The organism is Pseudoroseicyclus tamaricis, from assembly GCF_012070395.1.
Taxonomy (GTDB): domain Bacteria; phylum Pseudomonadota; class Alphaproteobacteria; order Rhodobacterales; family Rhodobacteraceae; genus Pseudoroseicyclus_A; species Pseudoroseicyclus_A tamaricis.
The window spans coordinates 215,861-229,792 of record NZ_JAAFYS010000004.1; the positions used below are offsets into that span (position 1 = coordinate 215,861).

The following is a 13,932-nucleotide window of genomic DNA, read 5'->3' on the forward strand; positions in this document are numbered from 1 at the left end:
CGCGCCCACCGGCGACTCCCCGGCCCGCAGAAGGACTGTTCCCGGGCCCATGAATGCTTAGACGTATCGCTTCGCTCTACCGCCGCTACGCGCAGGCGCACTTCCAGGCGGAGTTGAAGGGCTTCGACATCCGCGACGAGGCCGGGCGCGTCATCGGGCGCATCGACAGGGCCGTCTTCACCGGCCGGTCCCTCCGCGTCGCGGGCTGGGCGCTGACCGGCAAGGTCACCCTGCACTTCGGGGCGGAGCGGGCGAGCATGCTGCCGACGCTGCCGCGGCGCGACGTCGCCGAGGCGCGCGGCATCCCCGAAGACGTGGGCTTCGATCTGTCGACGCCGCGGGGCTTCCTCCAGCCGGGGCACCTGCCGGTGCTGCAGGTGGATCAGTCAAGCGGCGCCGGCCCCATCATGATCGGCCTGCCGATGCCGGCCAGCCCCGCCAGCCACGCGCGCCTCGCCGGCGCCTTCGCGGTGGCGGCCGCCGTCTCCATCCCGCCCACGATCCGCTGGTTCCGCACGAAGGACCCGGCGGCCCGCGCGAAGGTGCAGTCGAACCTCGGGCTGGAGTTCATCGCGACCGCCCCGACCTTCGACCCCAGCGTCTTCCCGCAAGGCAACATCGGTCGCCCGGCGCAGACTGGCGCGGCGGCACAGATCGCCATCATCCTGCCGGTCTACAACGCCTTCGACCTGCTGCCCGAGGTGATCGACCGCGTCATCGCTCATACCGACCTGCCCTACCGCCTCATCGTCATCGACGACTGCTCTCCGGACGAGCGGGTGCGCCCGTGGCTGCGCGAGCGTCTCGCGGCCCATGATGCCGCCCACCCGGAGGAGGCGGGGCGCATCGAGCTGATCGAGAACGAGGAGAACCTCGGCTTCATCGGCGCCGTCAATCGCGGCCTCTCCCGCGCGGCGGAGCTGGGGCGCCATGCGGTGCTCCTCAACTCCGACGCTTTCGTGCCGCCGGGCTGGGCCTCCCGCCTGTTCGCCCCGATCGTGCAGAACGACGACGTCGCCACCGTCACGCCCTTCTCCAACGACGCGGAGATCTTCTCCGCCCCCGCCCTCTGCAAGCAGACGCCGATCCTGCCCGGCATGGCCGACCGGATCGACGAAACAGCGCAGCAGCTCTCGTGGCAGCGGGTGCAGGCGCCGGTGCCGACCGGCATGGGCTTCTGCATGGCGATGAACCGCCGCTACCTCGCCGACATCCCGGCGCTCGATACCGCCTTCGGCAAGGGCTACGGCGAAGAGGTCGACTGGTGCCGCAAGGCGCTCGCCAAGGGCGGCGAGCACGTCGCCCTCGCCGGGCTCTTCGTGGAGCATCGGGGCGGGGAGAGCTTCGGCTCCGCCACCAAGCTGGCCCTCGTGGCGAAGAACAACGCCCTGATCGAGAAGCGCTATCCCGGCTACGATCTGGAGGTGCAGCGCTGGCTCGCGGCCGATCCGCTCCGCTCCGCCCGCATGGCCCTCGCCGTCGCCTGGGCCGGCGCGTGGAGCGATCAGCGCGCCGAGGACGCCGGGGAGGACGACGCCTTCATCCCCATCTACCTCGCCCACGTCATCGGCGGCGGGGCGGAGAACTGGCTGACCGCGAAGATCGAGGCGGAGCTGGAAGAGACCGGCCGCCCCGCCATCGTCCTGCGCGTCGGCGGCGGCCGGCGCTGGATGATCGACGTGATGAGCCCCAAGGGCAAGCTCTCCACCTCGCTCGACGACATGGAGGTGCTGCTGCGCCTCCTGCAGCCGCTGCGCCGCCGCGAGGTCATCTATTCCTGCGGCGTGGGGGACATGCACGCCCCCCAGCTGCCCGGCGACCTGCTCGCCATTGCGCGGGCGGGGGAGGCGCACCGGATCGAGGTGCTCTTCCACGATTTCTACCCGCTCTCGCCCTCCTACACCCTGCTCGACGGCAACGGCCGCTTCACCGGCGCGGTGCCGGCGGGGCACGAGGCGGAGGCCGACAAGGCGCACAGCTTCCGCGGCCTCAGCGGCCAGCCGGTGAGCCTCGCCGAGTGGCGCGCCGCCTGGACGCCCTTCATCGACGCCGCTGACCGGCTCACCTGCTTCTCGGAGGACAGCGCGACCCACGTCGCCGCCGCCTACCCGCAGGCGAAGGACAAGATCGGCGTCGTCCCCCACGTCCTCCTCACCGACGTGCCGCGCGTCGAAGCGCCGGCACCGGGGGCGCCGCGCGTCATCGGCGTGCTGGGGAACATCGGCTACCACAAGGGCGCCAAGGTCATCTCCAGCCTCGGCGATGCCCTCCGCGGGCCGGGGGCGCCGAAGCTGGTGGTGATCGGCAATGTCGATCCGGCCTATGCGCCGCCCGTGCAGGTGCATGTCCACGGCGACTACCGGATCGAGCAGCTGCCGGCGCTGGTGGAGCGCTACGGGATCACCGAATGGTTCATCCCCTCGATCTGGCCGGAGACCTTCTCCTACACCACGCATGAGGCGCTCGCGACGGGCCTGCCCGTCTGGGCCTTCTCGCTCGGCGCGCAGGGCGCGGCGGTCGGCAAGGCGCCCAATGGCCGGCTGATCCCCTTCCCGGCCGACGAGCCGCCGGAGCGGGCCGCCATCGCCGCTTTCGCCGACCCGGCGGAAGCCGCCGCCTGACCTCTCCGCCCGGGCGCCGATGTCCGCGCGGACATCGTGACGGAATTCGCGCGAATTGGGTCCCCCGCCCGGGGCGCTAGAGCCGGCCCGTGAGCGCCAGTCCCGCCAGCACCAGATCGCCCCGCCAGCTCTGCCGCTTCAGGCCGAGCCGGCGCAGCTCCGCCAGCCGAGCCGCGCCGCCCTTCACCTGCCGCATGGCGCCGAAGGCCTCCGCCAGCGTGCGGTTCGGCGGCGTCATGTACATCGAGGCGGCGGAGAGCGCGGCGAGGTTCGTCGCCAGCCAGCCGGCGTAGTGGCGATCCTTCAGCAGCGTCGCCCGTGCCGTGCCGGCCCGCAGGCCCCGGTGGGCGCCCAGCGAGTTTGTCGCGTGCTGGCGGTAGAGCAGGCCGGGACGCATGTCGTTGACGATCGGCAGCCCGGCGCCGCTCATCGCGAGGTAGATCCACCAATCGTGATGCGGCGGGTCGATCCCCTCCTGCAGCGCCGCCGCCGTCATCGCGCGCAGCCGCGCGAAGGCGTCGGGATCGAGGATCAGCGTGTTCCCGGCGAGGATGTTCTGCACCAGCGCGTTGGAGAAGCTCGGCCCCCGCCGGTGCACCACCGAGGGGCCGATGCGGGTGAGGTGCGCATCGGTGAGGATCGTCCGGCTCGCATAGACCTGCGCGCCCCGCGCCCCCATCTCCGCCAGCCCGTGCTTCAGCTTGTGGGGCAGCCAGACGTCGTCCTGATCGGAGAAGGCGACCCAGCCGTCCGGGATCTCGGGGCGCAGCAGCAGCGACAGGTAGTTCGCCGCCGGCCCCAGCGCCGGCCCGTCGAAGAGCCGCACCTGCCGGCCGGGATGCCGATCGGCGAAGCGGGCGATGGTGGCGCGGGTGTCGTCCGTCGAGGCATCGTCGGAGACCCAGAGCGACCAGTCGCCATGCGCCTGCGCGCCGTAGCTCTCCAGCTGGTCGGCCAGATGCGGGCCGCCGTTATGCGTGCAGAGCAGGATGTGGATGTGCGGCGCTGCCATTCGAACTCGATTCCGGGCCTTATCGTGCCGACCGCCCGCGTGCGGCGCTCTGGTCAGTGCGCGCGTTTCTATGTAGGAAGGTGGCAAGAGATTCAACCGGCGAGCAGAGGCCAGTTTGTCCCACAACCCCAATGAGGGCGGGCCCGGCGCCAAGAGCGACGGCCACGATTCGCCTGCCGAGACGCCCCGTGAGGACAAGTCGGTCCTCTCTCTTGCCGAGCGCAAAGCCGCCATAGCCAAGGCCCAGGCCGAAAAGGCCGAGCGGATGCATGGCGGCGGCAGCGATCACGCGGCGCAGGGTGCCCCCGGCAAATCGACGCCCCGCCCGGCCGGTCAGGCCGGCCAGCAGCTCGGCCCGAACGGCCGCCCGCAGCCCAGCCCCGAAGAGGTGGAGCGCCGCCGGCAGATGCGCCAGCGCGAGCGTGAGCGGATTGCCGCTCAGGTCGCCGCGCAGGCCAAGGCCGCTCAACCCCAGGGCCAGCAACCGGCCGCCAAGCCGGCCGCGCAGCCGCAGGGCCAGCCTCCCAAGCCACAGCCCGCCAAGCCACAGCCGGCCAAGCCCCAGGCGCAGCCGGCCAAGCCGCAGGGCCAGGCCAAGGGCGAGGCGCCTTCCGTCAAGTCCGCCCCCGCGCGCAGCCAGCTGCGCAAGCGGCACTGGGCGCTTGTCTTCGCCTTCCTCTACATCGTCGCCATCCCGACGCTGGCCACCGCCTGGTACATGTGGGAGCGGGCGACCGATCGCTACGCCTCCGAGGCCGGCCTCTCCATCCGCACGCAGGAGATCAAGTCGGCCATAGAGCTCCTCGGCGGCGTGGCGGAGCTGGGGGGCGGCTCGTCGAGCGACGTCGACATCCTCCACCAGTACCTGCAGAGCCAGGAGATGGTCGCCCATATCGACGACCTGATCGACCTGCGCGGCATCTGGTCGAAGGCCGATGCCCAGCAGGACCCGATCTTCGTCTACCACGCCCCCGGCTCCATCGAGGATCTGGTGAGCTACTGGGAGCGGATGGTGCACGTCTACAAGGACAGCGGCACCGGCATCCTCAACATCGAGGCGCAGGCCTTCACGCCCGAGGACGCCCAGCTCATATCGCAGACGATCGTCTCCGAGAGCTCGATCATGATCAACCGCCTCTCGCAGGACGCGCAGGAGGACGCCACGCGCTACGCCCGCGAGGAGCTGGAAGTGACGCTGGAGCGGGTGAAGGAAGCGCGCGAGGCGCTCACCCGCTTCCGCAACGAGCACCAGCTCGTCGATCCCGAGGCCTCCATCCAGAGCCAGATGGGCATCCTCTCCCAGTTGCAGTCGCAGCTGGCCAACACGCTGATCGAGCTCGACCTGCTGCGCCAGACGGCCGGTGAGACGGACCCGCGCGTCGAACAGGCGGAGCGGCGGATCGAGGTGATCCAGCTGCGCATCGCGGAGGAGCGGGCGAAGCTCGGCCTCGGCGGCGGCGTCTCGGCCGAGAACCCCGAACTCTTCGCCGACCTGATCGGCGAGTACGAGGGGCTGGCGGTGGAGCGTGAGTTCGCCGAGCAATCCTACACTGCCGCCCGGGCCGCCTACGATTCCGCGGTGGCGGAATCGCAGCGCCAGAGCCGCTACCTCGCCATCCACGTCCGCCCGACGCTGGCGGAGACGGCGGAATTCCCGCAGCGGATGACGATCCTTGCGCTCGTCGCCTTCTTCGCCTTCCTCGCCTGGGCGGTCATCGCGCTCGCCTACTACGCCTTCAAGGACCGGCGCTGAGGCGCCGGGGCTGCGGCCGATGATCCACTTCCGCAACCTGACGAAGGTCTACCGCATGAACGGCACCACCAAGCGGGTGGTGAACGACGTGACGATGACCCTGCCGTCGAAGACCGGCATCGCCCTCCTCGGCCGCAACGGCGCCGGCAAGTCGACGCTGCTGCGCATGATTGCCGGCACCACGGATCCGACGTCGGGGGACATCCTGTCGGACGGCACCATCTCCTTCCCCGTCGGCTACTCCGGCTCCTTCCACCCGGACATGACGGGCTCGCAGAACGTGCGCTTCGTGGCGCGGATCTACGGCATCGATACCGATGCGCTGATCGACTATGTCCGCGACTTCGCCGAGCTGGGGAAGCACTTCAACCTGCCCATCCGCTCCTATTCCTCGGGGATGAAGGCGCGCCTGTCCTTCGGCGTCTCGATGGGCCTGAAGTTCGACACCTACCTGCTCGACGAGATCACGGCCGTGGGCGACGCCGCCTTCAAGCGCAAGTCCGAGGCCGTCTTCCAGGACAGGCTGAAGGACAGCGGCGCCATCTACGTCAGCCACTCCATGGGCGGCGTGAAGCAGCTCTGCACCGCCGGCATGGTGCTGGAGGGCGGCAAGCTGACCTATTACGACGACCTCGACGAGGCCATCGACCGGCACATGTTCAACTCCCGCCACTGATGGGGACGGGCGCGTCCCCGCGCCCTCACATCAGCCCCAGCGCCCCCTGCAGCGCCGCCCAGTCGGTCATGTCCTCGATGGTGAGCACGTGGCCGTTGCCGAAATCGAGCACCGTGTCGCCGCCCTCCCGGTGGCCGTAAGTGCTCAGGATCGCCTGCCCGCCGAGCGTCCGGCCGCCCATCAGCCGCGGGTCGATGTCGATGGTGTCGGTGCCGGCGGTGAAATCGGTGATCACGTCGTGGCCGCGCTCGAAGACGAAGACATCCGCCTTCTCCCCGCCCGTCAGCCGGTCGTTGCCCTCGCCGCCGGCGAGACGGTCCCGGCCCTTGCCGCCATCCAGCACGTCGTGGCCCGCCCCGCCGAAGAGCCGGTCATCCGCCTGCCCGCCCATCAGCGTGTCGGCGCCGGCCTCACCCCAGAGGACATCGTTGTTCTCGCCCGCCTGGATCAGGTCATTCCCGTCGCCGCCGAAGAGGCGGTCGTCGCCGCGGTTGCCGATCAGGTGGTCATGGCCGGCGCCGCCATAGGCGAGGTCGGGGCTGTCTCCCGCCTCGATCACGTCGTTGCCCGCCTCGCCCCAGAGCGTGTCGTTGCCGTAGCCGCCGAGCAGCCGGTCGTCGTGCTTGCCGCCCCAGATGCGGTCGTTGCCCTCGTGGCCGGCGACGGTGTCCTTGCCGTCGTCGCCGTAGAGCAGGTCATGCCCCTGCAGGCCCGTGAGCGAATCGTCTCCCGCCCCGCCGTAGAGCGAGTCGTTCTGGCCGCCGCCGTTGAGCCGGTCGCGGCCGCCGCCGCCATAGAGCCGGTCGAAGCCGTTGCCGCCCTCCAGCAGGTCGTTGCCCTGCCCGCCCTTCAGCGTGTCATGGTCATGCCCGCCATAGAGCTTGTCGTTGCCGTCCTCGCCGAAGAGCTGGTCGCGGTGCTGGCCGCCGTCGAGCCAGTCGTGGTGGGCGCCGCCATAGAGCGTGTCCATCCCCGCGTCGCCATACAGGCTGTCGCGGCCGCCGCCGCCCTTGAGCATGTCGTGATGGGCGCCGCCGTAGAGAATGTCATGGTGGTTGCCGCCGTAGAGCTGGTCGTTCTGGTCGCCGCCCGCCAGCCAGTCGTTGCCGTCCTGCCCGTGCAGCAGGTCGTGCCCGCTGCCGCCGTCCAGCCGGTCGTCGCCGTTCTGCCCGTGAAGCTCGTCATGCCCCCCGTCGCCGAAGAGCGTGTCGTGCCCGTCCTCCCCCTGCAGGAGGTCGTGCCCCTCCTTGCCGGCCAGCACGTCATGCCCGCCTCCGCCCTGCAAGGTGTCGTTGCCGCCGCCGCCGTTCAGCGCGTCCTGCCCGGCATCGCCCTTGAGGAGGTCGTCGCCGCTGCCGCCGAAGAGCACATCGTCATGCGCCCCGCCGATCAGCGTGTCTTCCCCCGCCCCGCCATTGAGGGAATCGTGGCCATCTGCCCCCTGGAGCCGGTCGTCGCCGTCATCGCCGGAGAGGATGTCATGGCCGGCGCCGCCATAGAGCAGGTCGTCCCCGTCACCGCCGGAGAGCTGGTCGTTGCCCGCGTCGCCCTGCAGCGTGTCGGTGCCGGCCCCGCCGCGGAGGATGTCGTGCCCCTCGGCTCCGTAAAGCCGGTCGTTCTGGTTCTCACCCGTCAGCTCGTCATTGCCGCTGCCGCCCTGCAGCACGTCCTCTCCGTCGCCGCCGCGCAGATAATCGTCCCCCGACTCGCCCTGCAGCGTATCGGCGCCCGAACCGCCGGAGAGGCGGTCGTCGCCGCTGCCGCCGAGGAGCTGATCCGCCCCGCTGCCGCCATCGAGCGAATCGTCGCCGCCGCCGCCGCTCAGAACGTCCGGCCCCGCGTCGCCGCTAAGCTGGTCGTTGCCGGCGCCGCCGAAGGCGCTGTCGTTGCCGCTTCCGCCGAGCGCCACGTCGTGCCCCTCGCCGCCGTCGAAGACATCGTCGCCGTCGCCGCCCTCCATCCAGTCGCTGCCCTCGCCGCCATAGAGCCGGTCATCCCCGGCGCCGCCGAACATGCTGTCGCCGCCCTCCAGCCCGTGCAGCCGGTCGTTGCCGGCGCCGCCATCGACGGTATCGCCGGCCTCGTCGCCATAGAGCTCGTCATCCCCGGCGGTACCGAGGATGGTCTTCGGCGGCACCAGCTCCGGCACCCATGAGGGCATGAGCCGCTCCAGCGGCACCAGATCCATCGCCTCGATCTCCGCCGCCGTCAGCGGCCGGCCATCGGCGGTGTAGATGCGCAGGATCTCGTTGCCGAAGCGGATCTCCGCCCCCCAGCTGCGCTCCTGGATGGTCAGCTGGCCGGCCGTGCGCAGGAAGGTCCATGCGGAGAGGTCGATCATGTCGCGCCCGCGCTCGAAGCCGCGGATGGTGTCGATGCTGTCGTCCGCCTCGAGGAAGAACACATCCATGCCGCTGCCGCCGTCGAGCGTGTCGGCCCCGGCCCCGTCGATGAGGATGTCGTTGCCGGCGCCGCCGCGGCCTCGCTGCGCCCGGCACTCGGCAGATCGGCATGCAGCCATGTCAGCCCCGGCTCCAGCCCCGAGGAGACGAAGATGTCGATGCCGCCATCCGCCGCCTCGCTCAGCGCGACGTCGGAGATGCAGAAGAGGCCCGTGTCGAGCTGGTCCTCCAGCACCGCCAGCGTCAGCAGCCGCCCGCCGGGCAGCAGCTCCATCAGCGTGATCCCGTCATCCCCGCCGGCGGCGACGATGTAGACGCGCCCGCCGATCTCGATCGCCTCCAGCGTCGAGACCCACTGGAAGCGCGTGTCGCGGCTGTCGAGCACATGGTCCGTCACCCGCAGCGCGCCGTCGGGCATGATCTCCGCCACCGTCAGCGTGGACGTCACGCAGGAGCCCATGACGGCATAGCCATGCCCGCCGATCTCGGCAGTCACGATGGTCGAGGGGCTCTCCAGCCCGACGCCGGTGAGGTTCCACACCCGCCCCGTCTCCTCCGGCACGCCGTCGGCGCCGATGCGGAAGAGCACCATCGCATCGAGGTTGCTGCTCGCCCCCACCAGCCAGTCGGCGCCGTGCATGTGCAGGGCGGCGACATCGGCGAGGCCCGGCCCGGTGGCGGCGTTGCGTTCCGGCGCCGGCAGCGAGACGGCGGAGAGGGCGCCCGAGGGCGTCACCTCCCATGTCGAGATGGCGTCGCAGCCGGGGCGCAGCCCGTAGACGTAAAGCCGCCCGCCCACCTCCAGCAGCGTCGCGTGGGAGACATCGTCCGGCAGGGCCGCGAAGGGGTTGGCGCCGGGGAAGGAATAGATCTCGCCCGCCGCATCGGTGCGGTAGAGCCGCGCCCCCTCGTCCTGCAGCCCGGTGATGCAGACGAGCTCCATCCCCGCCACCTCCACCACCGTCACCGAGGCATCGACGCCAGGCGTGTAGCTGGCCGGCAGGCTGGCCTTGTCGACCGCTGTGAAGGCCCCATCCTTCGCCAGCCATGTGCTGACAGCGCGGCCCTGCTCGCTCACCGTGTAGAGGATCGGCCCCTCCGGCCCCGTCTCCACCCAGAGATCGGTCACGCCCGCCAGCTCCGGCTGAGCCGCCCCGCCGGGCAGCCACGCGACCCGGTCCACCGCCACAATTGCCACTGCCCGCCCCCACCAAACTCACGTTCACCCGGGGCGGGTATCGGGCAGGAGCTTCGAAAGGAGACCTAATGAAATATGGCCAGCCAGCGACCATTCATTCGACTTTTCACAGGCTTTTAGGAAAAGCCGGGACGCCGCTTTAACGTCACCGAAAGGTCATCGAGTTGGCCATATCTTCGCCAACTCTCAGACACAATTCAGCAGGATTCATTATTTTGAAGCCAATTTGGGAGAGACGGGATGGGCTCGGCCGGCAGAATGCGGCGGTTCGATAGAGGGTCTCTTGCTGCCGCGGTCTTGGCCGCCGTGGCTGCAGCGGTTTTCAGTGCGGCTCTTCTGGCCGGGGGCGGTTCGCCCCCCGGCTCACTCGCAGTCTGGCTGCTTTTGCTCGCCGCGGCCGCCGTGCCCGTCGCGCTCTGGCACCGGCACGAGATGCAGCGCCGCTACTGGCGTGGCACGGGCGTGGATGCCCGCCGGGGCCGCCGCCCGGGCGAGGGCAGCACCCCGCCGCGCTGCGCCATCGTCGCCGAACTGGTGGAGCGGGTGCGCCTGCCCGATTACGGCGATTTCAGCGAGGGGCCCGTGCCCGTCGAGCTTTTCGTCGCCAACATCGTCCGCGGCGGCATCCGCAAGCACCTCGGCCGCAATGGCCCGCCCGACATCGAGGCTCTGGGCGATCCGGCCATCGTGTCGCTCTGGCTGGTGCTGCAGGGCGTGACCGCCCCGGCGGACGAGGCGGAGGCGGCGCTGGCACAGCTCCGCGAGCCCGCCCCCATCCGCCAGCTGCGCCGCACGGCGGAGGAGATCGCCTCCGCCCGCGCCCGCTACGTGCACGAGCGGCACGCCTATGACCTCGCCCTGCAGCACTGGGAGGAGGCCGGGCACGTCAATCCCGGCTCTCACGGGCTGCTCGGCTTCGTCCTCGACCAGGCAGAGGCGGACCCGGCGCTCTGGCATGCCATCGCCACGGAGATCGACCTCGACGACGGCGACCAGCTGAAGACCGTGCTCTGGGCGATCAGCCAGCCGGAGTGCAACCCCGGCACGCTCGCCGCCTTCCTCTCGGCCATCGTCTCCTCCCGCAAGCTGCCGGAGCTGGTGAAGAAGGACAGGGCCTCGCCCGGTATGGCCCTGAGCAAGCGCATCTGCCTGGCGCTGAAGCGCTGGGATGCCGGCTGGCCGGGCGCCCCGTGGGCCGCCCCCTCGCAGCGCCACGCCGCGGCGACCGCCACCAGCTGGGCCGCCGCCGTGCGGGCCACCGAGGCGGAGGTCGGCCCGCTGGACTGGCCGGAGCCGAAGGGCCTCTTCCGCGCCTGGCGCAACCCGGTGGACGTGGAGGGCCGGCACCACTGGGATCCCGAGCTCGGCCTGATGCACCCGCGCCCGCGCGAGACGGACTTCGTCACCTACAAGGACGACGCCTGACAAAAGGCATGGGCTCGTGGCAGGCGCCCGGCGCGCCCGCCCGGGCCAACCTCTCGGGATTTCAGGAATTGCGGCCCTTGCAGGCGGGGGAGCTGGTGCCGGTGAAGGGACTCGAACCCCCGACCCCATCATTACGAATGACGTGCTCTACCAACTGAGCTACACCGGCGTCCCGGCGCCTGAGGTGGCACCGGATTTTCAGCTCCCGCCCGGTTCCCTCCCCGTCTCGCCGGCCCTGTTGGGCGGCTTGCGGCGGGGTGGCGCCGGTCGTGCGGGCGGCTCATAACATCGCCGCCCGCAGGGGGAAAGCGCAATTTGCGCCGCCTCCCCGGGAAGTGGAGGGGCCGGGCGGGCAGCGCCGCCCGGCCGCTTGCCCTTAGACGAACACCATGTCGTCGCGCAGACTGTCCGGGTCGAACACCCCGACGAGGCCGAGGCTGCCGTTCTCCAGCGCGATATACGTCCCGCTATCGAGCACCACGGCCTGATCCAGCAGATCGTCGACGGAGGAGACACCGTCCGGCAGGCTGCCGGTGGCGATGTAGATCGTGTCGATATCGTCCTGGAAGTCGTAGATCACGTCCGTGCCGTTGTCGGCGTAGATGAACGAATCCGCCCCGTTGCCGCCGTAGAGGATATCGTCTCCCGCGCCACCGTTGAGGATGTCGTTGCCGTTCTTGCCTTCGAGCGTGTCCTGACCGTTCTGGCCGTAGATCTCGTCGTCACCCGACTGGCCGTCCATCCTGTCGTCGTCGTTGCCGCCGCGCATGATGTCGTTGTCGAGCCCGCCGAGCATGTAATCGTCGCCGTCGGCACCCACGAGGATGTCGTTCCCGTCGGAGCCGTAGAGCGAGTCGTCGCCCCGCCCGCCGTAGAGCGAGTCGTCATGGGCGCCGCCGCCGATCTCGTCGTTGCCGGAACCGCCGTTGAGGTAGTCGGTGCCGTCATTGCCGAGCAGCGAGTCGTTGCCCGAGTCGCCGTAGAGGGAGTCGATGCCGCCACCGCCATCGAGCAGGTCGTCGTCGGCCCCGCCCTTGAGGTAGTCGTGCCCCGGCCCGCCGCGCAGCGTGTCGTCGCCGCTGATGCCGTTGGCCCGGTCGTCCCCGGCGCCGCCGAGCACGTTGTCGTTGCCGTGGCCGCCGAAGAGGAAGTCGTCGCCGCCATCCCCGAAGAGGCTGTCATCGCCGCCGTCACCGTTGACGGAGTCGACACCGTCGCCCCCCTCGAGCCGGTCATTGGCCGTGCCGCCGCTCAGGATGTCGGAATCGGCACCCCCGAAGAGGAAGTCGTTGCCGCCATCGCCGAAGAGCTTGTCGTCCCCGGTGCCGCCGACCAGCGTGTCGAAGTCGTTCTGGCCCTTCAGCTCGTCGGCCCCGTCGCCGCCTTCCATCTGGTCGCGGCCATCCGCGCCGACGAGCGTATCGGCGCCGTTGCCGCCATAGATGCGGTCATGGTCGTCGCCGCCGAACAGCTTGTCGTCGCCGTTTTCGCCAAAGATCAGCCCGCGATCGGTGCCGCCGTCGATCATGTCATTGCCGGCGCCGCCGAAGAGGCTGTCGATCCCGGCACCGCCGAAGAGCGAATCGTCGCCACCCTCGCCGCGCAGGATGTCCGACCCGCCGTCACCGAAGAGCTGGTCCATGCCGGTGCCGCCATAGAGCATGTCGACAAGCGCCCCGCCGCGGAGCACATCACTGCCGTCACCGCCGTAGAGGAAGTCCTCTCCCTCGCCGCCATCGAGGTAGTCGTTGCCCCAATCGCCGTTCAGCGTGTCGTCGCCCTGCTCGCCGTAGAGGGCGTCAGCGCCGGTGCCGCCGTAGATCTCGTCGGCAGCATCGCCGCCAAAGACCCGGTCATCGCCGGAGCCGGCATCGATCCAGTCGGCGGCGCCGAGGCCACGGATGGTGTCGTTGCCCGCGCCGCCGGTGAGAGAGTTGGCGACGTTGTTGGCGGTGATGTCGTCATGGCCGGAGCCGCCGGTGTAATCCTCGATGACCGTGCCGGGGACGATCCCCATGTTGCCGGTGAGGCCGTAGACGTCGGAGTAGGCGCCCGGCGTCAGGTCGACCCGCTGATCCCGCGTGTCGTCGGCGAAGTTGATGTGATCGTGCCCGCTCTCGTCGTAGATGGCGAAGGCGTTGTACGTCGGCGAACCGGCGACATGGGCGAAGAAGTCATCGAGGTAGGTGCCCGTGTTGGCGCCCACGCCATAGGTCGTATTCCCAGCCGTGGGGCCGCCGACCGTCTCGCCGTAGATCGCCTGCATCGCGAGGATGTCGGCGATCATCGGGGTGACCGTTGCAGCGTGGCTGGCGTCGGTGTTCGGGTTCTCCGACTGCGGGAAGTAGGACATCAGCGTCGTCTGCCAGGAGTCGAAGCGGAACTTCGCATCCTGCCCGTAGCTCGCCGAGGCGTCGTAATTGCCCGGGTGGCCGAGTCCGAGGGCGTGGCCGATCTCGTGCATGTAGGTCTGGAAGCTGTACTTCCCGATCGCGGGGCCGTTGTTCTGGGTGAAGCTGCTGGAGATGTTGACGACGGCACTCTGGATGGCGCCACCGGTGGTGAAGGTGGCGTTGGTCACCGCACCGGAGCTGGCGTTGGAGAAGACGAGCTCACCGTTGCCGGAGGCGCGGAAGGTCAGATCCGCGTAGATCGACCAGGCCTCGAGCGCCGCGACTGCCAGCTCCCGCCCGTCGCTGCTGATCCCCGACGCATCATAGGTGATGACGTTGCCGGGGTTCTGGAACTCGTGGGGGATGGTGCCCACGTCCGTCCAGTAGCCGTTCACCAGGTAGTCCGCGATTTCATCGTGGTCAATTTGCGCCACGGCCTTCTCCCTTTGTCA

General features: G+C 70.1%; 8 protein-coding genes and 1 tRNA gene. 4 read left to right on the plus strand and 5 right to left on the minus strand.

Annotated features, from left to right (window positions below):
• The first annotated feature begins 53 nt into the window (after positions 1 to 53).
• A complete protein-coding gene (locus GY170_RS16830) occupies positions 54 to 2,621 on the plus strand; it encodes a glycosyltransferase (protein WP_163895769.1) in 2,568 nt (855 codons plus the stop codon).
• A gap of 76 nt (positions 2,622 to 2,697) precedes the next feature.
• On the opposite strand, the gene GY170_RS16835 is transcribed toward GY170_RS16830, so the two are convergent.
• Positions 2,698 to 3,633: a glycosyltransferase gene (locus GY170_RS16835; RefSeq protein ID WP_163895771.1), complete on the minus strand. Its 936-nt coding sequence runs from the start codon at positions 3,631 to 3,633 to the stop codon at positions 2,698 to 2,700.
• A gap of 115 nt (positions 3,634 to 3,748) precedes the next feature.
• On the opposite strand from GY170_RS16835, the gene GY170_RS16840 reads away from it, so the two are divergent.
• Positions 3,749 to 5,386 (plus strand): KpsE/RkpR family capsule polysaccharide export protein, encoded by a 1,638-nt coding sequence (locus GY170_RS16840; protein ID WP_203531363.1) that lies wholly within the window; start codon positions 3,749 to 3,751, stop codon positions 5,384 to 5,386.
• A gap of 19 nt (positions 5,387 to 5,405) precedes the next feature.
• Entirely contained in the window at positions 5,406 to 6,062 is a 657-nt protein-coding gene (locus GY170_RS16845; RefSeq protein ID WP_163895773.1) for an ABC transporter ATP-binding protein, read from the plus strand.
• A 25-nt stretch (positions 6,063 to 6,087) separates the two neighbouring features.
• On the opposite strand, the gene GY170_RS16850 is transcribed toward GY170_RS16845, so the two are convergent.
• Together GY170_RS16850 and GY170_RS18575 are read right to left on the minus strand one after the other, a co-directional pair.
• Positions 6,088 to 8,514, minus strand: a complete 2,427-nt coding sequence (locus tag GY170_RS16850) for a calcium-binding protein (RefSeq protein WP_328801326.1) — start codon at positions 8,512 to 8,514, stop codon at positions 6,088 to 6,090.
• A complete protein-coding gene (locus GY170_RS18575) occupies positions 8,400 to 9,662 on the minus strand; it encodes a hypothetical protein (RefSeq protein WP_235937860.1) in 1,263 nt (420 codons plus the stop codon). Before GY170_RS18575 ends, GY170_RS16850 begins: the two co-directional genes overlap by 115 nt.
• A gap of 402 nt (positions 9,663 to 10,064) precedes the next feature.
• On the opposite strand from GY170_RS18575, the gene GY170_RS16855 reads away from it, so the two are divergent.
• Positions 10,065 to 11,087 (plus strand): hypothetical protein, encoded by a 1,023-nt coding sequence (locus GY170_RS16855; RefSeq protein ID WP_167803332.1) that lies wholly within the window; start codon positions 10,065 to 10,067, stop codon positions 11,085 to 11,087.
• Positions 11,088 to 11,180: 93 nt separating this feature from the next.
• On the opposite strand, the gene GY170_RS16860 is transcribed toward GY170_RS16855, so the two are convergent.
• Together GY170_RS16860 and GY170_RS16865 are read right to left on the minus strand one after the other, a co-directional pair.
• Positions 11,181 to 11,256: transfer RNA gene (locus GY170_RS16860), tRNA-Thr, on the minus strand.
• A gap of 207 nt (positions 11,257 to 11,463) precedes the next feature.
• Complete coding sequence (locus tag GY170_RS16865) at positions 11,464 to 13,914, minus strand: M10 family metallopeptidase C-terminal domain-containing protein (protein WP_163895779.1); 2,451 nt, start codon at positions 13,912 to 13,914, stop codon at positions 11,464 to 11,466.
• Positions 13,915 to 13,932 lie beyond the last annotated feature (18 nt).